At 40.1% G+C, this 20775-nt stretch carries 21 protein-coding genes; 10 read left to right on the forward strand and 11 right to left on the reverse strand.

All coding sequences use genetic code 11. The features are described from left to right. The first annotated feature begins 2 nt into the window (after nucleotides 1-2). From CLIN57ABFB40_RS10385 to CLIN57ABFB40_RS10410, 6 genes are read left to right on the forward strand one after another with little or no spacing between them, the layout of a single operon-like run. Complete coding sequence (locus CLIN57ABFB40_RS10385; protein ID WP_254871735.1) at nucleotides 3-1580, forward strand: McrB family protein; 1578 nt, start codon at nucleotides 3-5, stop codon at nucleotides 1578-1580. 26 nt (nucleotides 1581-1606) lie between these two features. Then, entirely contained in the window at nucleotides 1607-3805 is a 2199-nt protein-coding gene (locus CLIN57ABFB40_RS10390) for a DUF2357 domain-containing protein (RefSeq protein WP_175629984.1), read from the forward strand. Between the two features lie 33 nt (nucleotides 3806-3838). Beyond that, complete coding sequence (locus CLIN57ABFB40_RS10395) at nucleotides 3839-4942, forward strand: hypothetical protein (RefSeq protein ID WP_175629985.1); 1104 nt, start codon at nucleotides 3839-3841, stop codon at nucleotides 4940-4942. Nucleotides 4943-4949: 7 nt separating this feature from the next. Then, the gene (locus CLIN57ABFB40_RS10400) at nucleotides 4950-5288 is read left to right on the forward strand and encodes an STAS-like domain-containing protein (protein ID WP_175629986.1); all 339 of its coding nucleotides are present in this window, start codon (nucleotides 4950-4952) and stop codon (nucleotides 5286-5288) included. Then, on the forward strand, nucleotides 5266-5871 hold the full coding sequence (locus tag CLIN57ABFB40_RS10405; RefSeq protein ID WP_254871736.1) for a hypothetical protein: 606 nt from the start codon (nucleotides 5266-5268) through the stop codon (nucleotides 5869-5871). Before CLIN57ABFB40_RS10400 ends, CLIN57ABFB40_RS10405 begins: the two co-directional genes overlap by 23 nt. 7 nt (nucleotides 5872-5878) lie before the next feature. Then, nucleotides 5879-6397 (forward strand): very short patch repair endonuclease, encoded by a 519-nt coding sequence (locus tag CLIN57ABFB40_RS10410; RefSeq protein WP_175629987.1) that lies wholly within the window; start codon nucleotides 5879-5881, stop codon nucleotides 6395-6397. A 27-nt stretch (nucleotides 6398-6424) separates the two neighbouring features. Here the strand turns inward: CLIN57ABFB40_RS10410 and CLIN57ABFB40_RS10415 are convergent, their stop codons facing one another. The 10 genes from CLIN57ABFB40_RS10415 to CLIN57ABFB40_RS10460 all read right to left on the reverse strand — a co-directional run bounded on the left by CLIN57ABFB40_RS10415 (nucleotide 6425) and on the right by CLIN57ABFB40_RS10460 (nucleotide 16481). Beyond that, nucleotides 6425-7078, reverse strand: a complete 654-nt coding sequence (locus CLIN57ABFB40_RS10415; protein WP_175629988.1) for a hypothetical protein — start codon at nucleotides 7076-7078, stop codon at nucleotides 6425-6427. After that, nucleotides 7078-7977, reverse strand: a complete 900-nt coding sequence (locus tag CLIN57ABFB40_RS10420; RefSeq protein ID WP_175629989.1) for a relaxase/mobilization nuclease domain-containing protein — start codon at nucleotides 7975-7977, stop codon at nucleotides 7078-7080. Before CLIN57ABFB40_RS10420 ends, CLIN57ABFB40_RS10415 begins: the two co-directional genes overlap by 1 nt. Next, nucleotides 7967-8329: a MobC family plasmid mobilization relaxosome protein gene (locus tag CLIN57ABFB40_RS10425; protein WP_175629990.1), complete on the reverse strand. Its 363-nt coding sequence runs from the start codon at nucleotides 8327-8329 to the stop codon at nucleotides 7967-7969. The genes CLIN57ABFB40_RS10420 and CLIN57ABFB40_RS10425 overlap by 11 nt, the downstream gene beginning before the upstream one ends. Nucleotides 8330-8430: 101 nt before the next feature. Beyond that, nucleotides 8431-10236, reverse strand: a complete 1806-nt coding sequence (locus CLIN57ABFB40_RS10430; RefSeq protein ID WP_175630370.1) for a DUF3987 domain-containing protein — start codon at nucleotides 10234-10236, stop codon at nucleotides 8431-8433. After that, a complete protein-coding gene (locus CLIN57ABFB40_RS10435) occupies nucleotides 10187-10783 on the reverse strand; it encodes a BT4734/BF3469 family protein (protein ID WP_175629991.1) in 597 nt (198 codons plus the stop codon). Before CLIN57ABFB40_RS10435 ends, CLIN57ABFB40_RS10430 begins: the two co-directional genes overlap by 50 nt. Continuing rightward, nucleotides 10780-11133 carry a methylation-associated defense system helix-turn-helix domain-containing protein MAD1 gene (gene mads1 / locus CLIN57ABFB40_RS10440; protein WP_117596180.1) on the reverse strand — a complete coding sequence of 118 codons (354 nt, stop codon included), beginning with the start codon at nucleotides 11131-11133 and terminating at the stop codon, nucleotides 10780-10782. The genes CLIN57ABFB40_RS10435 and mads1 overlap by 4 nt, the downstream gene beginning before the upstream one ends. 305 nt (nucleotides 11134-11438) lie before the next feature. Beyond that, nucleotides 11439-12701: a site-specific integrase gene (locus CLIN57ABFB40_RS10445; RefSeq protein WP_175629992.1), complete on the reverse strand. Its 1263-nt coding sequence runs from the start codon at nucleotides 12699-12701 to the stop codon at nucleotides 11439-11441. Beyond that, on the reverse strand, nucleotides 12698-13243 hold the full coding sequence (locus tag CLIN57ABFB40_RS10450; protein ID WP_057255697.1) for a helix-turn-helix domain-containing protein: 546 nt from the start codon (nucleotides 13241-13243) through the stop codon (nucleotides 12698-12700). Before CLIN57ABFB40_RS10450 ends, CLIN57ABFB40_RS10445 begins: the two co-directional genes overlap by 4 nt. A gap of 203 nt (nucleotides 13244-13446) precedes the next feature. Then, nucleotides 13447-15360: a molecular chaperone DnaK gene (gene dnaK, locus CLIN57ABFB40_RS10455; protein WP_175629993.1), complete on the reverse strand. Its 1914-nt coding sequence runs from the start codon at nucleotides 15358-15360 to the stop codon at nucleotides 13447-13449. A 332-nt stretch (nucleotides 15361-15692) separates the two neighbouring features. After that, nucleotides 15693-16481 carry an META domain-containing protein gene (locus CLIN57ABFB40_RS10460; RefSeq protein WP_175629994.1) on the reverse strand — a complete coding sequence of 263 codons (789 nt, stop codon included), beginning with the start codon at nucleotides 16479-16481 and terminating at the stop codon, nucleotides 15693-15695. Nucleotides 16482-16624: 143 nt separating this feature from the next. Here CLIN57ABFB40_RS10460 and CLIN57ABFB40_RS10465 point away from each other — a divergent pair, with 143 nt between their 5' ends. The 4 genes from CLIN57ABFB40_RS10465 to recA all read left to right on the forward strand — a co-directional run bounded on the left by CLIN57ABFB40_RS10465 (nucleotide 16625) and on the right by recA (nucleotide 19648). Continuing rightward, on the forward strand, nucleotides 16625-16819 hold the full coding sequence (locus tag CLIN57ABFB40_RS10465) for a hypothetical protein (protein ID WP_175629995.1): 195 nt from the start codon (nucleotides 16625-16627) through the stop codon (nucleotides 16817-16819). A 96-nt stretch (nucleotides 16820-16915) separates the two neighbouring features. Further along, nucleotides 16916-18109: a saccharopine dehydrogenase family protein gene (locus CLIN57ABFB40_RS10470; protein WP_065538117.1), complete on the forward strand. Its 1194-nt coding sequence runs from the start codon at nucleotides 16916-16918 to the stop codon at nucleotides 18107-18109. A 22-nt stretch (nucleotides 18110-18131) separates the two neighbouring features. Beyond that, nucleotides 18132-18587: a thioredoxin-dependent thiol peroxidase gene (gene bcp / locus CLIN57ABFB40_RS10475; protein WP_004312515.1), complete on the forward strand. Its 456-nt coding sequence runs from the start codon at nucleotides 18132-18134 to the stop codon at nucleotides 18585-18587. A 23-nt stretch (nucleotides 18588-18610) separates the two neighbouring features. Further along, nucleotides 18611-19648 (forward strand): recombinase RecA, encoded by a 1038-nt coding sequence (gene recA, locus CLIN57ABFB40_RS10480; protein WP_175629996.1) that lies wholly within the window; start codon nucleotides 18611-18613, stop codon nucleotides 19646-19648. Nucleotides 19649-19755: 107 nt separating this feature from the next. On the opposite strand, the gene CLIN57ABFB40_RS10485 is transcribed toward recA, so the two are convergent. Beyond that, nucleotides 19756-20748, reverse strand: coding sequence for a YeiH family protein (locus CLIN57ABFB40_RS10485; protein ID WP_175629997.1), 993 nt, complete (start codon nucleotides 20746-20748; stop codon nucleotides 19756-19758). Nucleotides 20749-20775: the final 27 nt, after the last annotated feature.

A 20775-nucleotide genomic window follows, 5' to 3' on the forward strand; every position in this document is an offset into this window, starting at 1 on the left:
TTATGGCTTTGACTTTAGAACACTTCTTAAACTTAATCGATGAATTACCCAAAGGGGTTAATTTGGATTATGTAAAAGCTGGAACAAACAAAATCCAGCTTGACAGTGTTGATCATGTTGAAAAATACATATCAGCAACAAAAGTTGATACGGAAAAAGGTTCTACAAAAAGTGCCAATATAACAACGGAAAATCTCCGCATGTTTGTAAATAAGGTTGTTGAAAACAAGCCTTTACATATAGAATCTGTTTGGAATGGTTCAGGAAGTGCCCGTTCTGCATGGGAGGGCTTATTTGCTCACACATCGGAATTTTATACTCATTTTTCCAAAGGAAGAAAACATTTGGTATGGATTCCGACACATCCTCACACAGCAGGAGAAATAACACCTTTAACAAAAGAATTACTTGAATATCTATCTACCAATAAGAGTTCAACAGACGAGCGAGTATATAAATATATAGACATCATTACCGCCATCAAGACCAAGCCTTTCCTTTTGTTAGCTGGCATATCCGGTACAGGTAAAAGCCGTATTGTCCGTGAACTAGCCCGTGCATATTGGTACGAAAATTCCGCTGAATACAAGGCTCAGAAGCCAAAAAACTTTGAGATGATTCAGGTAAAACCTAATTGGCATGACTCTACGGAATTAATGGGATATGTGAGTCGTGTCAGCGGAAGTCCCATATATGTAATTGGCGATTTCTTAAGATTCATCACACGGGCTTGGGAAAACCTGGACACTCCTTATTTCCTTTGCTTGGATGAGATGAACCTTGCTCCTGTGGAACAATACTTTGCGGAATTTCTCAGCATAATAGAATCTCGTAAAAGCAGTGAAGACGGTACGATTGTAACAGACCCTATACTGAAGAAAAGCACAGAAGATTGGTATCGAGTATTGACTGCCGAACTGACAGGAGATAATGAAGCATTAAGGAATCGCTTTTTGGAAGAAGGCATCACCATTCCACAAAATCTAATTGTAGTGGGTACGGTAAATATGGATGAAACAACCTTCTCTTTTTCCCGTAAGGTACTTGACCGTGCCATGACTATAGAAATGAATGAAGTGGATTTGTATGCCGGATTGGACAGCAAATATGAACGTATTGGTAAGCTGAATAGCGATATGCTTATCGGTACAGCTGTAGAAGGTGTGGATGTATATGCAGATAACGAGGATGTTTGTAATAAGGTATTGACCTATTTGCAAGCTGTGAATGATGTCCTTAACGGCACTCCGTTCAAAGTTGCCTACCGCACGCGAAACGAATTCCTGCTTTATGTGGTAAACAATTTGCCTTACAATATGGATGAAAACGGACACGAGTTCAGTGAAGATGAGGTCATAGCAACCGCATTGGATGAGATAACAAGCATGAAAATCTTGTCACGAATAGAAGGTGATGATACAAAAGTCAAGCATTCACTTCTTGAAAGACTGATTACTACTATCGAAGCGCAGTTGTTGGCATTGACCGGAGAAGATAAGAAAATAGAATCCGTTTCCATAGCCAAGTTGAAAGAAATGCAAGAACGGTTGTCATCCGGCTATACAAGTTTCTGGAGCTAAAAACAATCAGATATTTGCAAAGGACAATGGAACTGCTCACCATAAAGCATCAGGATTTTGAAATGATTGTCGAATGCGCAAAATTCGATGACATTTGGTATAAAGCCAAGAGTAATATTGGAGAAGAATGCTTACACTCCACTTATTCTTGGTCAGAAGGCGTATCATCTGTTATCCTGAGCAACTATATTGGAGAAGAAATTACGATTGAAAACAGCCAACAAGCTCCTGCCATATTTTTCGACAACACCGATTATCCTATTTGGGTGGAATTCAAGAACTATGTGAAAAAGGCTAAGTTTGGCTCCACTCTCCAGAGTGAAAATGAAAAATTCACTTTTCGCAGACAGATATTGGCAGGTTTCTTGAATTATGGCAATGAGGTTGGTCGCAGCGAAATACAACTCATGTATCAAGTGGGAGCAGAAACCCGCAGTTTTGTCTTCTCTTTTGAAGTGTTGAGCACAAAGCTCAACTATCACGAGCATTGGAAAGCCATTATAGAGGATATTGAACAAGAGTACAGAATGCTTTCGCTCGACTATATGCGAAGAACCTTTCATGGCTTTTCGCCCGATGCAAGCGGAGAGACCCCGGAAATAATCTGGTGGAGCGTATTTGCCAATGAGCAAAAGAAATTCATCAAGGCCTGCAAAAACATCATTGACCGCCCAAGACATCAGTTACACGGAAAAGAGACTTACAAACGTGCCGATAAACTGACATTTGTCCCCTCTTGCATAGAAAACGAATTGGCAGAACACAGACAGGACAGCTCTCACTTATATCGTGTAGAAGAACGCGTCCGAACAAATGACACGCAGGAAAACAGGTTCTTGAAATTCGCTCTTGGACAAATTACGGATAAATACGCAGTCTTGAAGAAGCGCATAGAAGCGGTAAAGAATGCTTCGGATGTGATGAAGGATGACATGCAAGCCACATTGGCTACATTGAAACACTTGCAGCGAAATCCCTTCTTCCGTACAGTAGGAAATTACAAAGGAATGAATCAGGAAAGTTTGGTTTTGCAGAAAGCTACCAGCTACAGTCAGGTATATCGCACGTGGAGCCTGCTTCGCCGCTCCTATTCTCTGAATGATGGCATATACCGTTTGCAAACCAAAGATATAGCGACACTCTACGAGATATGGTGTTTCATAGAAGTGAGCCACATAGTAAAAGAAAAACTGCATTTGTCCGATGAAGATATAGACCATAAAAACCGTATGGAAATGAATGGCCTATTTACATGGGATTTGGGCAAAGGAGAACATTCCCGTATCCTTTTCAAGAAAGATAATGTGGAACTGGCTGAATTAGTCTATAATCCAAAGAACACAGACAAGGGGAATAGTGACATTGGAATGAAAGATCTTGTGGTACGCACAGTGCCACAAAAGCCGGACATAGTCCTGCAACTGACTAAGAACGATTTGCAAGAAGGAATGAAAATGACTTATCTGTTTGATGCGAAATATCGTATTGATGGAAAGGATAAAAATGGTGTGGACGTTCCACCGGAAGACGCCATCAACCAGATGCACAGATACCGAGATGCCATCTATTATAAAGACTATCAATCGAATACTTTGAAAAAGGAAGTGATAGGTGGTTATATTTTGTTCCCGGGTGATGGCGAGCCAACCGATGTTGCTGTATCGAAGTTCCGTAAGACTATAGACGAAGTGAATATCGGTGCATTCCCACTTCGCCCAAAAGACACTTATAACCGAATGCTTTTGGAGCAATTTATCGAAGAACTTATTCGGAATAAATCTTATGAAACCATATCGAATGTAATACCGCAGAAAGGCGCATTATTGCAAGTGCCCAATCGCCTTCTTGTTGGTTTAGTAGGCAACAGTTCACGTCCTGGATATACACAAAGCTTCCTTGACGGTAATGCCACCTTATACTATACAGGACCTAAATTTCCTACAACTATATCTCTGCACAATCTTCACTACTTTATTCCTTATATAAAAGGAGAAGGTGTTCGCGATATCTATGAGATTGTCCGTATAAGGACTATAACAGGGAAAGAGGCAAAACAAATAGAAGGCGAAAATGCTACAGATGATATGCGTTTAGCATTTGAATTGCATTTCAGCCGTAAGTTGTTTGAGGATTATCGACAGATAGATATTCATAAAATGATTAATTATATTTTTATTGATACCTCATTTGAAAAAATAGATGAGTGGGTGAAAAATAGGACTTGATATAGTATTAATTATTCAATCATTAGTAAGCAGATGAAAACCAAAGGGAAAAAAGATATCAAAAAACGCATTTTGCAGAATCATGCAAAAAAAATGGCTAAATTAAAAAAAAGATTTAGAGATATTCGTAGGCGTAAAAATAAAGCACGCAATGGAAAAAATAAAGCCCAACAAATGTCTGATCGAATAAATAGACAATTTGAAGGATATAAAAAAATTGTGGCACCAGAAAATTTTTCATTGACTGAAAATACCGAAGAATCATTGCTCTTCATTGCAAAACTAGAGGAATGTCTAGAAGCCCAAAAGAAAGTTTTTGTGAATCTTGCCAAGGTAGAACAAATAGCCCAAGGTGCTATTGTTGTTCTTCTGTCTATAATGATAAAATTTAAATCGGCTCACGTAGATTTCAATGGAAATTTTCCTAAAAATCAAAGCGCAAATAAACGCCTAGTTGACTCTGGCTTTTTCCATGAATTATACAGAAAGAATATTAACTTAGGAACAAGATACGAAATATGCAGAAATAAAGTTCTTACACATGCCAATAAAATTGTAGATACGGCACTTTCGGACAATATTATTTCGGAAATATCTTCTTTAATTTGGGGAGAAGAAAGAAGATGCCCAGGCTTACAAAGGGTATTTATAGAACTCATGCAAAATACGAATAATCACGCTTCATATAAAAATAAAGGAGAACATCATTGGTGGACAACAGTCCAATATGATAAAGAAAACAAAAAAGCATATTTTTCCTTTATTGATTATGGAGTGGGAATTATAAATAGTTTAACTAATGATCAGAGAGGAAAATTTTTCAATATAATTCCACGTATAAAACAAATCTTTAGTCCTGAAAACAACTCGGATTTGCTAATGTTACTTTTAAATGGAAACATACATGAAACCTCAAGTAAAATACAAAATACTTCTACAAAAAAGTATTATCGCGGGAAAGGACTTCCGTGTCTTTTCAATGCCTGTAGAGAGAATAAAATTTCTAGAGTTGTTGTAATTACAAATAATGCAAAAGTAGAATATGAAAATCAAAGAAAGACCAATCTGAATACATCATTCAAGGGCACGTTCATTTATTGGGAGTTAAATTACAATAATATACATTTAAATAAATAATTTAGATATGAAAATTAAAATAGCAACAGATTTTAGTAGAATTCCGGGAGCAAGATATCCTATTGAAGGTGATTTTTCAGGACAAGAATTCAGGAAAAGAGTATTGTTACCTAAGTTGAAGGAAGCTATAAACAAGCATGAGACACTTACGGTAGATCTTGATGGAACAGCAGGTTTAGGAACCTCATTTTTGGAAGAATCATTTGGGGGATTAATCCGAGAAGACCATATTGAATATGAAAATATTAAGCAAACTCTTAGGCTTATATCTATAGAAGAACCGGATTATATCGAAGAAATAATGTTATATATTAATGATGCGTATGAACAAGAGAAACATTGCTAAATATATTTTATGGATTACAATTTTCAGCGTTGGGGTTTGCTTTGGCAAATTCCTAAATTGGGGGTATTTTGTTTTATCAAAAGAAATATCAATCATTGACGCTATTTCCCTGTTTGTGACAGTTGGATGCGCTATATTTATAGCCAAAGTATTAGAAAAAGAAGTACAAGATGACCGAATTGAAAAAGATTTATTTTTGAATCAAATAAATCAACTTGAAACTTTTTTAACAGGGATAGAAAAAGACATTGAGTCTTCCGGAACTTTATATGTAAGTATTGTAAACTCTTATTCCAACGCAAATAAAACAAGATATAAATTTTTCAAGAGAATTGACGAACATAGTATTCATCTAAGTAAAAATTCTACGCTAAAAAAGACAGAAAAAGATTTGGAGATCAGCTTTAAATCTCTAAAGCCATTATTAACAGAAACACCAGTTGTTCAAACCGAAACTCCAGACATTATAGTTAAATCAGGAAAAATCAGATATAGCGAATCACGTTTAACCGAAATTAAAAATGAAATTACCAATATATATGACAACCTTTTCAAAATAAAAATTATTATAAACAGGAGTTAGGTTAATAATGGATAAATTGACTAAAGAGCAACGCCATCGTTGTATGTCCGCTATAAAAGGAAGGAATACGAAACCCGAAATGCTGGTGCGAAAATTCCTTTTTAGCCGTGGCTTCCGCTATCGGCTAAATCATCCTCGTCTTCCCGGTCATCCCGATTTGGTACTTCGCAAATACCGGACGGTCATTTTTGTGAACGGCTGCTTTTGGCATGGTCATGATAATTGCAAATATTTCCGCTTACCTAAAACCAATATTGAATTTTGGTCAAACAAGATAGAAAGGAATAAAGAACGAGATAAAAAAGAACAATGCCAGCTTGCTGCCATGGGCTGGCATTGTATCACGATTTGGGAGTGCCAACTAAAACCAAAAGTCCAGATACAAACACTTGAATCGTTAGCTTATACATTGAACCATATTTTTCTTGAAGACAGGAAAATAAAAACATACGAGTTACCTGATACTGACAGTACACTTGTGGCAGCAGAACCAGAAGTGACTTATGGAAGAAATAAGCAACAATAAAGAACTATTGCTTATTTTCTCCGATGACTATTCCATATTTCTTTTTAACTCTATTCCTACTTTTTCTATCAAGTACTGATACTGTTCCTTCACCGCCCGATACATCGAATAATGTGCAAAGGATTCTTCCTTATACTTCACGCTACTAACCGACGCAGTAACAGCCCACGTAACAATGATGACAATAAAGACTACAACATATCGGAGCTTTATATGATAGCCACGTATAAACATCCCATTGATATTGGGTGGAATAACCGTTACTGGATTTTTCAACTCATTGATTTTGGCAAATATCTCATCCTGCCGTTTTAATATGCTTTCGGTATTTGCCTCAATAGCCATACGATTGAGATTGTAATCGCAAACGTGTCTATAAAGGTATTCAAGAAATTTAGACTTCTGCTTGAATAATTCAATGAGTTTCGGGAACCACAGTGAAAATGGTAAAGTGTCCGGTTGCTGTTTCCAGACATGTTGTTTTACCACAGACAAGGCTTCATTCCAGCAAGCACAGAAACTTTTGGCGACTCCATTATAAATGGTCTTTTCATCAAAGTCCACTTTTACAGATTGCTCTAGTTTAGGGGCTGTAGTATTCTGTTTTTCAATACACTCTTTAAGCTCGTTAATACTTTGGCGCAAATTTGCAAGATTTGCTGCTACTACATCTTCTTTCATTATCTTCTACGTTTTGAGGGTTTATAAAAAGGGGCGTTTCTTTGGTTATCCTTATTTTTATCGTCTCGCCATCCCAGTTTATTACTTGTTCCTCCACCTCCACCGGAAGTTATGGCTTGATGAGGTTGAACAACCAGTTCCGCTGCCACATTGCCCAATGTAGCACAAAGACTGTTAAAACTTAAATCACGGTCAAGTTTAGAACCGGCTATACTATATTCATTTTGACAGAATGATATGCCACGAATTTTATCAGGGTTATCTGTATGATTAAAGCGTATATCTATACCCTGACCTTTGAGAATGCCAAGAAAATCATTCCATGAACGAGATACAGCCAGTGCATCAAGAGTTGCAGAACGTAGATTATACTTCCGTAATTGATAAGGGCGCAAACGGCTCTTGTTTCGGGCTTTACTATTTTTAGGAGCAAAGTATAGTCCATACTCTTTTGTCAAAGTTCGACATACTTTGGCATTGTGTATTCTTTCATTGCTGTCAGAAATGAGATTGCCATCATTGTCTATCCGGTTAAATACCAAATGACAATGAGGATGTTTCGTGTCGTGATGTCGGGCTATGATATATTGAGTATTGCGAATCCCCATTTGTTCCATCCATTTCTTGGCAATCTCTGCCATCAGCGCATCTCCTTCTTCGTTATCGGGGAAACGGTTAATGTCCTGCGAAGAGAAAGCAAGTGATACGTGTTTCACCGGACTTTTTACTTTCGGGCGCATGGACGCTTGTATCTGAAAAGAATCAGCTATGGTTTTATTACTGATGACACAGACACCTTCGTGTGCTAAAAGTATGGCACATTTCTTCTTGTTCTTTTGGTCATTGGCATAATTCACTATTCCTCCGAAATCCGCTCTTGTTTTAATCTTAGCTATCATGGCTATTGTTCTTTACTTGAGTGATAATTCTACTGACTTCTGATATGATTGAGAAGCATTGTTGTTTGACTGCTTCCAAACCATAAGTGTGCATCTGATGGGCAATCTGATTGACATTATTGGCGATACCGGAAAGGTCACGAATAGCCGATACCATTTCAGGGCTGATGCGCTGACAGACTTGACAATCCATTGCTGCCTGATGGCAAAATTCATTGACAGACAATCCAGCCTGTTCCGCTTTGGATTGGATATAAATGTAGTCGTTTTCGGTAAACATTACCCGAAAACATTTGGTACGTTTCTGATAGTTCGCCAACTTAGGGCGACCACCAAGTTTCTTCTCCTTCATATTTATCTTAACTTTCAATGTTCATGAATTGATTTTTTGAGAGTGGCAGTTTATCCGCTTGCCGCATAGGTTTTAGTGGCACTAAAACACAAACTTGCCACTCAAAAAATCTTCCTATATTTCCCTTGCTCTATTCGGCATAGCTTACCATCTTTGACAAAGGCTTCTATCCACTTGTTTGCAGTACTTCCATTTTCATTCAAAACTGAAACCGCCATATCATAATCCTTCTTCGTGAATGTTTCAGGCAGCATATTATAAAGGGTATTCCTTCGTGCATAAATGCCAGTTTCTTGCGAAGCGGAATTAAATCGTTTGAACTGATTTCCTGACAAATTCCGATAAATGAATACGGCATGATAAAGTAAGGTTTCGCAAATATTCATGGCTGTAGAATAGTCAAACTCATGGCAGACCAGTTGCTCTGTCTTATCATGTGAGGAAGAATTGCGATGTACATTCTCCAAATGCCTGACAGCGGTCAGCACCATCATTATACGATAAGCAATCAATCCCATCCGTCTGACCACTCCTTGCATCTTGTTATCCACTTCGTCACAACACTCCTCATTCACACGACTGAGGTATTCTATAAAGTGTTCTTGCAAATCAGAGGGAAGGGAAAAAGAATAATTCCCCTGCCGTACAAATTCTTCATGCAGATGACAGAAATTATCTCCCAATACTTTAAATATGGCATTCTTGGATTGAGAAATATCGCTTGTGGCAAACACGTTTCTTATTCCTCTTTTGAAGCGGATAATATAGAAACAAAAGCGGCTCATCAACCCGTTCTCTGCATCAGGAATCAGCCTTCTCACCTGTTCGGGAGTGCCAGCCAATGCAACGGACACTCTTGGATTAGAAACTTCGCAATACTCTCTATCCTTGCGACGGCTCAAACTTACCAACTCATGATGAAATGCCTTTCGCAACACATCGGAATAATTGCCATAGTCCGACTTCAATGTTTGGCTTAACGTGTCGCCCTCCGACTCAAACAACAGTCCAACTCCGTCATTATCTCCCAGTATCTTCAAGAAAGAGCTTGCGCTGCTATTGGCAGGAATGACAAGCATACGCATGGGCGGCTCGGCTGGCATAGTCATTCCATTATCTTTCTTACCTTTGATATAAGCATTCATCGCTTCTTTATGTTCCTGTTCCAATCGCTTTGAGAGTTCATGTAAATTGCGATTAATGGGTACTACCAGTTCTCTGCATAGGGTTAATGCCCCTTTTCCCATACCTGCATCTGCCACAACGAACAGATAGAGATTCGGATAAACAATGCGCTCATCATACACACCACAAACATTATATAAGCATACCGACAAACACACAATCGCTCCAATCAGTATCGTATCACGGTCATCTACTGAAATGGAGTTATTGACAACCTCATTTAGAAAAGAAGGAAGATGCTCAAATACACATTCAGGAAATGCAGGAAGTTCTTCTTCTGATTTTATCCATTTGCCCGTTTTGCCATTTTGGATATTTGGCAAAATGGATAAATGCCCTTTGTTGGATGGAGCCAATGAGATTCCAGCTTGATTTGCCAAATGGAAGAAAGAACGGATAGTAATGCCTTGCCCTTTGGATTGCAGACAATGCGTATATTGTTTATCTGTTTCTTCCCTTTGATAGGTAGGGTAAAACCTGCTGATGCGATGATAATACTCCCGTCCGTTCTCTCCCAATCCATCAACAAGTGCAAAGCCCAATTCCACCCAATCTTTATAGTTGGGTGCTATATCAATGCCACGTTGTTCTATCTCCCGAACAACACTTTCTACATCGTCTTTTACCTTATTATATATAGGAGCAATATCAGGCGTATGTATTTGCTGTATTTCAGAAGGGACATTCTCCCAATCTTGGGCGGAAAATATTTTCTTCGACATCATCTTTGTATTTAGGGTTAATATATGCTTGTGGGTCGTGGGGTAAAAAGCATGAACGAGCCACATCACTGCCGGACATATCCACTGATGGCAAACCTGTTGCTTTGATACAGTTGGCGACAGCCTTGAAGTATCGGGAATGTTCCCAGCCCTTCAAGTCAACAGGTATTATCCACTTCAATCCACTACCAGATGGGCTGACAAATAACAGTTCCGTATTGAAATACTCATGATTGAGTAATTGCTGTTTTAGCTCCACGATATTCTCCACATGGTCGAAATCCAAACACATCAATCCTGAGTGCATAATCAGTTCCTTCTCATTCCGTTTGCGGAATAATCCCGAAAAAGTACAATAGTCGAAATGAGTGGCTTTGTATCTCTTGGATTCGGGAAAAGATCGCATCGAACGCAGAGACTCGGTTTGTGGTTGCGCATAATGCCCGATGACATAGCGATACACATCCACAATGCCTACCGCCCTTATCGGTTCGATATTTTGAATGGGCTTGCGAAAGAATGAAAAGCAATAATCTGTTTCCATCATCTGATAATCTTTTTAGATTCGACAAATCGTCTGGCTTCTTCCATTAAGTCATCTTGGGTCTTGTGCGATTTGTTTTTCAACCAATCGTCAATCTCCGATTGCAGGAAAGCCAAAGCCTTATTTATTTTATGTACGGGAATCTGTTTGGCTGATACCCATCCATAAACTGTTTGTTTGGCCGGATGTGATGGCAGATAAGCGCAAAGCTCGTCTATATCCATCCACTTAGGTGAGTTACTTGCCTGCTTATGTTGCAAGGCATTTACTTTGGATTGCAGTACTTCTACGGACTCAATCAAGTAGGACAATGCATTCGGCATTTCCTCCAATGAATTTACTTTATAAGCCATTTTCTTCGTATTAAAGTTGATGCCGCAAAAGTATAGGGATGTTTATGAGTGCTAAATAGGTGCTTGAAAGCCACCAATTAGCCACTTATTTGCCACCGATAGATTTAGTTTTCATTAACACAATGATTTGCTGAAAGAGATAATAAAATAGGGATAAACCACTATTAGGACTAATATTCTCTTCACAGAGAACGTCTATACAACAAAATCCCCCTCAAAAAGCCGATGCTTCATGAGGGGGATACGGTGGTAAGTGTGTCGTTGATACTATATAAGTCATTGGTGCTCAATGGTGGAAATCTCCACTATAAAATCAAATTCTCTATATACAGCGTATTGGCGGCTTTCTCTTTTTGTTCATTTACGATATGCGTATAAATCTGCGTAGTTTTGACGTTTGTATGTCCCATCAAAGACTTGATGGTGTATATGTCAACACCGTTTTCCAATAATAGCGAAGCGTAGCTATGCCGCCCGCAATGGAAGGTGATATGTTTCTTGATGCCAGATGCTTCTATCCAGACTTTCAGAGGACGAGAAATCCAAGAGGCATCAGTCAATCCTTCAAAAACGAGAGCTTCGTCATTGCTTGAGCGTTCACCGCATAATTGAAGGGCTTGTTGAATAACTGGCTTGTAATCGGGTCTTTTTGTCTTTTGCTGAATTACGACTGCTTGCCATGTGCCCTTACTTGTTTGCTGAATTTGTTTCCATTTCAAAGTTTGAATATCACTATGCCGCAATCCTGTAAGAATAGAGAACAAGAACGCACGTTTCAAAACATCATCCTTGCAAGGAGTATCAACCAGCATTTGCACTTCATTCATGGTAAGTGCAACACGGGGTTTCTCAATGTTTGTTATTCCCTTTACTTTTGCACTTATATCAACTGTAAGATATTCATCAATAAATGCCTGTTTCAGTCCGGCTTTGAGTATGGAGAAATAGGTTGATGCCGTATTTTGTGAGATAGTACCTTTTTTATTCCCTCCCATTGGAGCACGGAGAAGGAACATCTTTATATCTTCAAGCAGTTTAACTGAAATCGCCTTGAATGGAATTGGTTGCCCTTGCGAATACATTTTCAATAATTCGCCTACACGCCTCCAGTTGACTATAATCGAATCGGAACTATTGGGATGACGTGTGCTTATAATACCATTGAAATACTTGATAAAATCCTGTTCGCTCCGCTCATTCTGTGTAGCGATTTCATTTTCCTTATCAGTGTAAAGGATGGCACTATCGTATTCGTGTTGGCGTAACTTACGGACATTGTCAGCATAGATACAAGCCTCTTGGTCTATCGTTGAACGGCATTGGATAATCCCATTCAAATCACGCTTAGGCTTATAATTGAATGTTCCATCTGGCAAAATACGTGCAATGGACGATTTGTCCCAAACAGGCGTGGATATAGTCCGGTTAATGGATTCCACCACACGGCTTGCACGTTTAGAACCTCGCTTATAAACTGGGTATGATTCTATAATCAGATACCATTCTTCTTTATAATTCGACCTTCTGAGCTTGACGGTCACTTTGGTATGGGGTAATGCTTTCTTCATAACGACTTATATAATTTATCAATTTCAGATTTGGGAACATAAACATAATTACCGATTTGGCGTGTAGGAATAGAATGACGGCGTATGTGCTTAAAGACACTGCTGTCATTGATATGGAACTTTTTAGCAATCTCTCCGATAGTGTAACAGTCTTTGGGTTCAAAGGACAATGCATCCTTTTTTCTTTTTCTACTGCCATCCTTTGTTTTGAAGTGTTCATCCATATACTGCCGACTAAGGCGTGTCAGACGTTGCCCAAAATTGTATGATGGTATCAATCCCTGCCGTATCATACGATAAAGTACATCTTTACTAATGCCGTAAATCAGTACAGACTCTTTAACTGTCAGATACCCCTTACTGGATGGTATTCGCCTGACCAATGCTTGGCGTATTGCCTCTTTTTCTTTTGCGATTTGCCTTTTCTTGTATGCTCTCTTGGAACAGGTTGGACAACAATACTTTGACATCAATGTGGGAGGAGTAAAGATTTTACCGCACTCCTCACAACTTCTTTGAATGGTGTAATTTCCTCTTGGCATATTCTTCTCGTTTTAAATGGTTTATATCAATCTAAGTTGTACCTTATCGCCAAATAAGACGTGTCGCAAACATGTCGCAAATAAGAGATAAAAAAGCCCATAGAAACCGCATAGCAACCATGAACCCCATAAACGCAAAAAGCGTGCAACTCATTGAGCTGCACGCTTTTGCTTATTGTTTATTATCTGTTTCCTTATCGGAATCATTTGACTTCCTCAAAGTCAGCATCCTGAACATTATCTCCGTGCTTGCTAGTATCTTGCTGACCAGCACCACCGTTCATGTCAGGACCAGCCTGTGCGCCACCTTGCGCACCGCTCTGTGCATACATTTCAGCACTTGCAGCCTGGAAGGCAGTATTGATTTCTGCCATAGCAGTATCGATAGCAGCCAAATCCTGTGCCTTATGAGCATCTTTCAATTTCTGCAGAGCAGCTTCAATCGGAGCTTTCTTATCAGCAGGCAGTTTATCGCCTAATTCCTTCAACTGATTTTCAGTCTGGAAGATTACGCTGTCAGCCTGGTTCAGCTTATCAATCTTTTCACGTTCTTTCTTGTCCGCTTCAGCATTAGCTTCAGCCTCAGCTTTCATCTTTTCGATTTCTTCCTTGCTCAAACCGCTGGAAGCTTCGATGCGGATAGCCTGTTCTTTACCGGTAGCCTTATCTTTTGCAGATACTTTCAAGATACCGTTAGCGTCAATATCGAATGTAACCTCAATCTGAGGAACACCACGACGAGCCGGAGCAATACCTGTCAAGTTGAACTGACCGATTGATTTGTTCTGTGCAGCCATCGGACGTTCGCCCTGCAATACATGAATAGTAACTTCCGTCTGGTTGTCGGCAGCAGTAGAGAATGTTTCACTCTTACGAGCCGGAATCGTAGTGTTAGCGTCAATCAACTTAGTCATTACACCACCCAGTGTCTCGATACCCATTGACAACGGAGTAACATCCAACAATACTACACCTTTAATTTCGTCTGTCAAAACAGCACCCTGTACAGCAGCACCAATAGCTACCACTTCATCTGGATTCACACCTTTAGAAGGAGCTTTACCAAAGAAATCTTCTACTAATTTCTGTACAGCTGGGATACGTGAAGAACCACCTACAAGGATTACTTCATCAATATCAGCGTTGTTCAAGCCAGCGTCACTCATTGCTTTCTTACAAGGTTCAAGACAAGCCTGAATCAAACTATGAGCCAAAGATTCGAATTTAGCACGAGTCAAAGTCTTCACCAAGTGCTTGGGCACACCACCTACCGGCATGATATACGGCAAGTTGATTTCTGTACTTGTAGAAGATGAAAGCTCAATCTTAGCTTTTTCAGCAGCTTCTTTCAGACGTTGCAAAGCCATCGGATCCTGAGTCAAGTCAGCACCTTCATCGTTCTTGAATTCCTCTACCAACCAGTTGATGATTACTTGGTCGAAGTCATCACCACCAAGGTGAGTATCACCATTTGTAGAAAGAACTTCAAATACACCACCACCGAATTCAAGGATAGAGATATCGAATGTACCACCACCAAGGTCGAATACAGCAATCTTCATATCTTTGTGAGCCTTATCCAGACCGTAAGCAAGAGCTGCGGCTGTCGGTTCGTTTACAATACGTTTTACTTCCAGACCAGCAATCTGCCCGGCTTCTTTTGTAGCCTGGCGTTGAGAATCTGAGAAATAAGCAGGCACAGTAATGACAGCTTCTGTTACTTCCTGTCCGAGATAGTCTTCAGCAGTTTTCTTCATTTTCTGAAGAATCATTGCAGAGATTTCCTGCGGAGTATACAGACGTCCGTCGATGTCAACACGCGGAGTGTTATTATCACCTTTCACTACTTTATAAGGAACACGAGTCACTTCTTTTTGTACCTGATCCCAAGTTTCACCCATGAAACGTTTGATAGAGAAGATTGTACGTGTAGGGTTCGTAATAGCCTGACGTTTTGCAGGATCACCTATCTTACGTTCGCCACCATCCACAAAAGCAACTACTGAAGGAGTTGTACGTTTACCTTCGCTGTTTGCAATTACTACCGGTTCGTTACCTTCAAATACAGAAACACAAGAGTTTGTTGTTCCTAAGTCAATACCAATAATTTTTCCCATGATCGTTATTTTTTTATTTATTATTATTCAATGATTTCTTTTTGTCCGGTTGTTTCTCTACTCCTTATTATGAGTTTCGTCCCGAACGGACGCTTATTAAAAAGCAAACCGTGTGCCAAAAAGAAATTATACGAATGCATGACATAATATCTGCCAAAAAGACAGTTTTAATAAATAAACACTGCTGACATAGTCACACCCGGACTCAATTAGCAACTGTTTCTTTAAACAAATGCAGGCGGCTCTGGTTCAATCCTGGAAAAAAAATATGCCTATGTCGTCATGCGCGACATAGGCATACCTTATTATATATAAATACTTTTATTTATTTCCTATTTTTCCAAAACAAGAACCAATGCATTGTTTGCATCATACAAACCAATGCCACCACCGGCTAATACATCAAATGACTTCACTTCATTCATTGCTTTCAGAATCTTGCCTTCTGTTTCCATATCCGGACAAGCCATCATTGTGCTTGCCACACCCGGGAAAGAGATTGACTTAGCGTTGCTTGTATTGGTTTCAAAGCCACCATTTATCAAGTTGCATCCGGCATTACCGTGAATCGTCTTTTTCTTCACATCAAAAGCGATGAAAGGTTGCTTCTCCATACCGGAAGGAATTGCTTCACCATTCACTTCCTTTACTTTCCATTCTCCGTTCAATACCGACAATTTCACATCAGCCTCCTTTTTTTCCAAAGCTATAACCGGTCGATTCGACGCATTGCAAAGGTACAGTTTGTCTTTGCCGGCTTTTTTATATCCTTTCACCTGCGCAAGAGCACTCAATACATTTCTCTCAGTCGTCATATCCGGGCACATCATCCGGGTGCTGCCCATTGCACCAAGTTCAAGGCTTCCCGGCTTTGCGTTTACGTCGAAGCTACCCATCATACGGTTGCAACCGCTACTGCCCGACACGCGTCCCGTTGCGGTATCAAAAGCAATAAAGGGCAGGGTTCTGCTTTCGCCTGGAGTTACTTTCGAGCCATTGACTTCTATAATATTCCATTCACCATTGATAGATGACAATGGAGTTGCCTTCTCAACCGAACGGCATGATGACATTGCAAGTGCTGCACCGGCAATGCAAATTGAAACTAATACTTTATTCATATGTTATAACGTTTAAGTTAAATCGTGGGCAAAGATATCAAAAAGATTGGAAAATAACATCCAATGCAATATAAAATATATACATTTGCCATTGAATATACAACAAACGAACAATTTACATAGTTCACAAAAAGTAAATAAATATGAGAATCATCGCTCTCTTTCTGATTTTGTCCTGTTGTGGTACGCTCTATATCACGGCACAGTTTGCTCCATCCTCACAGGACATGTTTCTGCCTACTCTCTCCAAATACGACACAGAAAAGGGAGTGAACACTTGGTTCTATAATGGCAAAACGCTGGAATTTGAGAACGGCACCTTGCGGCGATACAAATAAAAAGGAGGATAGACGAATGATTATCTGAAAATAATCACGTATATTTGCTCCATAAACAATTCTAATATTCATAATTTTAATTCGCAATTTAAAGAAATGGGTAGAGTTCTTATTATTGGTGCAGGCGGTGTTGGCACTGTCGTTGCGCACAAAGTGGCACAAAATGCCGATGTATTTACAGATATCATGATTGCCAGCCGTACAAAAGAGAAATGCGACAAAATCGTCGAGGCAATAGGTAATCCCACGATAAAGACAGCTAAAGTCGACGCAGACAATGTGGAAGAACTGGTAGCCTTATTCAACGATTTCAAACCGGAAATGGTGATTAACGTCGCTCTTCCCTATCAGGACTTGACTATCATGGAAGCTTGCCTGAAAGCCGGAGTGAACTATCTGGACACCGCCAATTATGAGCCGAAAGATGAAGCTCACTTTGAATACAGTTGGCAATGGGCTTACCATGACCGTTTCAAAGAAGCCGGTCTGACAGCTATCCTCGGTTGCGGATTCGACCCGGGAGTCAGTGGTATCTATACAGCTTATGCAGCCAAGCATTATTTTGACGAAATCCAATACCTGGATATTGTAGACTGTAATGCAGGAAATCACCACAAGGCATTCGCAACCAACTTCAATCCCGAAATCAATATCCGCGAAATTACGCAGAACGGACGTTATTATGAGGACGGCAAGTGGGTAACCACCGGACCGTTGGAAATCCATAAAGACCTGACATATCCGAATATCGGACCGCGCGACTCCTATCTTCTTTATCACGAAGAACTGGAATCGTTGGTGAAAAACTTCCCAACTATCAAACGTGCACGCTTCTGGATGACTTTCGGACAGGAATATTTAACTCACTTACGTGTTATTCAGAATATCGGCATGGCGCGTATTGATGAAGTTGACTATAACGGAGTGAAAATTGTACCTCTGCAATTCTTGAAAGCCGTATTGCCTAATCCGCAGGATTTGGGTGAAAATTACGAAGGTGAAACATCAATCGGCTGCCGTATCCGTGGTCTGAAAGATGGGAAAGAACGTACTTACTATGTTTACAATAACTGTAGCCACCAAGAAGCATACAAGGAAACAGGTATGCAGGGAGTAAGCTACACCACCGGAGTTCCGGCAATGATCGGAGCCATGATGTTCTTCAAAGGAGAATGGAAACGTCCGGGGGTAAATAATGTGGAAGAATTCAATCCGGATCCGTTTATGGAGCAACTGAACAAGCAAGGTCTGCCTTGGCATGAAGTAATCGACCAGGATTTAGAATTGTAAGACATTCATTAAAAAGAAAGTTATGATTAACGTTGGAGATAAAGCACCGGAAGTTTTAGGCATCAATGAGAAAGGTGAAGAAATCCGTCTGAGTGCTTACAAAGGAAAAAAGATTGTGTTGTATTTCTATCCGAAAGACAGCACATCGGGTTGTACCGCACAAGCGTGCAATCTGCGCGATAACTATTCCGAACTGCGCAAGGCCGGTTACGAAGTAATCGGTGTCAGCGTAGACAATGAAAAGTCGCATCAGAAATTTATCGAGAAAAACAACCTTCCTTTCACCCTGATTGCCGATACAGACAAGAAGTTGGTAGAAGAGTTTGGGGTATGGGGAGAAAAGAAACTGTACGGACGTGCTTACATGGGTACTTTCCGCACTACTTTCCTGATTAATGAAGAGGGAATCGTAGAACGGATTATCACTCCCAAAGAAGTGAAAACCAAAGAACATGCCTCACAGATTTTAAACCAATAAATCCATTAATTATAGAATAAGGTATGGCAAAAAAAGACGAACTTAATTTTGAAACAGATAATAAAATGGCATCAAGCGAAAAACTAAAAGCCTTACAGGCTGCCATGGAAAAGATAGAAAAGAGCTTCGGTAAAGGTTCTATCATGAAAATGGGTGACGATAGTGTTGAACAGGTAGAAGTGATCCCGACAGGCTCTATTGCCTTGAACGTGGCACTCGGCGTAGGTGGTTACCCAAGAGGTAGAATAATCGAAATATATGGCCCGGAATCTTCCGGTAAAACGACATTGGCCATCCATGCCATTGCCGAAGCACAAAAGGCGGGCGGTATCGCCGCTTTCATTGATGCTGAACATGCTTTCGACCGTTTCTACGCTTCCAAACTTGGCGTAAACATTGACGATTTGTATATCTCCCAACCTGATAACGGCGAGCAGGCATTGGAAATCGCAGAACAACTGATTCGTTCTTCTGCTATCGACATCATCGTTATCGACTCTGTAGCCGCACTGACTCCTAAATCGGAAATCGAAGGCGACATGGGTGACAACAAAGTAGGTCTTCAAGCACGTTTGATGTCGCAGGCTCTTCGTAAGTTGACAGCTGCTGTCAGCAAGACACGTACTACTTGTATTTTCATCAACCAGTTGCGTGAGAAGATCGGTGTAATGTTCGGTAATCCTGAAACAACTACCGGTGGTAATGCACTGAAGTTCTACGCTTCCGTACGTTTGGATATCCGTGGTAGCCAACCGATCAAAGATGGTGAAGAGATTCTCGGTAAACTGACTAAGGTAAAAGTGGTGAAGAATAAAGTAGCGCCTCCTTTCCGCAGAGCAGAATTCGACATCATGTTTGGTGAAGGTATCTCCCATTCCGGAGAAATCATCGACTTGGGTGCCGACTTGGGAATCATCAAGAAGAGTGGTTCATGGTATAGCTACAATGACACTAAGTTAGGACAAGGACGCGATGCAGCAAAACAATGTATCGCTGACAACCCTGAACTTGCTGAGGAACTGGAAGGTCTGATTTTCGAAGCATTGAAGAAAAAAGAATAACAGTCCCTGTCTTTTTAAGACAGAACCATACTCATAAAGAAGTGGGAGAATATTCGTGTAATGCGATATTCTCCCACTTTTCTATATCTACTATTTGTATTTTCTCTTTATACAAAATAAATATAAGCCAACGTACTCAAGCTAATCACTATCCAAAGCAAGACTCCCTGCACCAATGGCTTAATCCCAACTGCCCTTAACACATCCATAGAAAGAGAAGCACCGATAAAGAACATAGTAATCGTCAAGGTCTTACGGGCTATCCCGTTGATTGCAGCCCCCAACTGTGGTACTCCGTCAAGCAAATAAGTATTTACTACCATTGCCAATACAAAGAAGAAGATAAACCAGGGAATACTGATTTTCTGTCCTTTGCTCTTAAAGATAAATGAAGTGGCAAAAGCCATAGGAATTATCCAAAGCGCACGGGTCAGCTTGATAGTGGTAGCCACTTTCAAGGCTTCTTCACCGTACGCAGCACCTGCACCGACAACCGAACTTGTATCATGAATGGCAATCGCTGCCCATGTTCCAAATTGATGTTCAGTCATATCCAATGCATGCCCAATCATCGGGAATATAAAGAGGGCGATTGCGTTCAGGATAAAGATAGTACCCAATGCAACAGACATTTCACTATCTTTCGCCCTCAGCACCGGTCCTACTGCCGCAATGGCACTCCCCCCGCAGATAGCAGTTCCCGAACTGATAAGATAAGAAGTATTACGGTCTATTTTGAACAACTTACGACCGATAAACCAACCAATCACCAACGTACCAATAACAGATATTACAGTAAACTCCATGCCTTCCTTACCGGAAGCCAAAGCCGAATGAAGATTCATTCCAAATCCCAGCCCGACAACTGAATATTGTAATAAATACTTGGAGGTTTTCTTATTAAATTTCGGATGTGCCTGTCCGCAGGTCAATGCAAAAATTAGTCCGAGAAATAAAGCAACCGGTGGAGTCACCCATGCCGACCATGCTTCCAATCCCGGAATATAATCTAAAAAGAGAAAAAAAGTCAAAGTAGAAAGTAACGCGACGTAAATTGTCTTGTTATTCGTCTGCAACGTTTTTGTAGCTGTTGAAATCATATAATTTTATCTTTAATTGTTTTCGGG

The organism is Bacteroides acidifaciens (assembly GCF_903181435.1).
GTDB lineage: Bacteria > Bacteroidota > Bacteroidia > Bacteroidales > Bacteroidaceae > Bacteroides.

What these genes read in the sequence shown, in the direction of transcription:
- CLIN57ABFB40_RS10385 (WP_254871735.1), top strand. Translation starts at nt 3, where the DNA reads ATGGCTTTGACTTTAGAACACTTCTTAAACTTAATCGATGAATTACCC.
- CLIN57ABFB40_RS10390 (WP_175629984.1), top strand. Translation starts at nt 1,607, where the DNA reads ATGGAACTGCTCACCATAAAGCATCAGGATTTTGAAATGATTGTCGAA.
- CLIN57ABFB40_RS10395 (WP_175629985.1), top strand. Translation starts at nt 3,839, where the DNA reads ATGAAAACCAAAGGGAAAAAAGATATCAAAAAACGCATTTTGCAGAAT.
- CLIN57ABFB40_RS10400 (WP_175629986.1), top strand. Translation starts at nt 4,950, where the DNA reads ATGAAAATTAAAATAGCAACAGATTTTAGTAGAATTCCGGGAGCAAGA.
- CLIN57ABFB40_RS10405 (WP_254871736.1), top strand. Translation starts at nt 5,266, where the DNA reads ATGAACAAGAGAAACATTGCTAAATATATTTTATGGATTACAATTTTC.
- CLIN57ABFB40_RS10410 (WP_175629987.1), top strand. Translation starts at nt 5,879, where the DNA reads ATGGATAAATTGACTAAAGAGCAACGCCATCGTTGTATGTCCGCTATA.
- CLIN57ABFB40_RS10415 (WP_175629988.1), bottom strand. Translation starts at nt 7,078, where the DNA reads ATGAAAGAAGATGTAGTAGCAGCAAATCTTGCAAATTTGCGCCAAAGT.
- CLIN57ABFB40_RS10420 (WP_175629989.1), bottom strand. Translation starts at nt 7,977, where the DNA reads ATGATAGCTAAGATTAAAACAAGAGCGGATTTCGGAGGAATAGTGAAT.
- CLIN57ABFB40_RS10425 (WP_175629990.1), bottom strand. Translation starts at nt 8,329, where the DNA reads ATGAAGGAGAAGAAACTTGGTGGTCGCCCTAAGTTGGCGAACTATCAG.
- CLIN57ABFB40_RS10430 (WP_175630370.1), bottom strand. Translation starts at nt 10,236, where the DNA reads ATGTCGAAGAAAATATTTTCCGCCCAAGATTGGGAGAATGTCCCTTCT.
- CLIN57ABFB40_RS10435 (WP_175629991.1), bottom strand. Translation starts at nt 10,783, where the DNA reads ATGATGGAAACAGATTATTGCTTTTCATTCTTTCGCAAGCCCATTCAA.
- mads1 (WP_117596180.1), bottom strand. Translation starts at nt 11,133, where the DNA reads ATGGCTTATAAAGTAAATTCATTGGAGGAAATGCCGAATGCATTGTCC.
- CLIN57ABFB40_RS10445 (WP_175629992.1), bottom strand. Translation starts at nt 12,701, where the DNA reads ATGAAGAAAGCATTACCCCATACCAAAGTGACCGTCAAGCTCAGAAGG.
- CLIN57ABFB40_RS10450 (WP_057255697.1), bottom strand. Translation starts at nt 13,243, where the DNA reads ATGCCAAGAGGAAATTACACCATTCAAAGAAGTTGTGAGGAGTGCGGT.
- dnaK (WP_175629993.1), bottom strand. Translation starts at nt 15,360, where the DNA reads ATGGGAAAAATTATTGGTATTGACTTAGGAACAACAAACTCTTGTGTT.
- CLIN57ABFB40_RS10460 (WP_175629994.1), bottom strand. Translation starts at nt 16,481, where the DNA reads ATGAATAAAGTATTAGTTTCAATTTGCATTGCCGGTGCAGCACTTGCA.
- CLIN57ABFB40_RS10465 (WP_175629995.1), top strand. Translation starts at nt 16,625, where the DNA reads ATGAGAATCATCGCTCTCTTTCTGATTTTGTCCTGTTGTGGTACGCTC.
- CLIN57ABFB40_RS10470 (WP_065538117.1), top strand. Translation starts at nt 16,916, where the DNA reads ATGGGTAGAGTTCTTATTATTGGTGCAGGCGGTGTTGGCACTGTCGTT.
- bcp (WP_004312515.1), top strand. Translation starts at nt 18,132, where the DNA reads ATGATTAACGTTGGAGATAAAGCACCGGAAGTTTTAGGCATCAATGAG.
- recA (WP_175629996.1), top strand. Translation starts at nt 18,611, where the DNA reads ATGGCAAAAAAAGACGAACTTAATTTTGAAACAGATAATAAAATGGCA.
- CLIN57ABFB40_RS10485 (WP_175629997.1), bottom strand. Translation starts at nt 20,748, where the DNA reads ATGATTTCAACAGCTACAAAAACGTTGCAGACGAATAACAAGACAATT.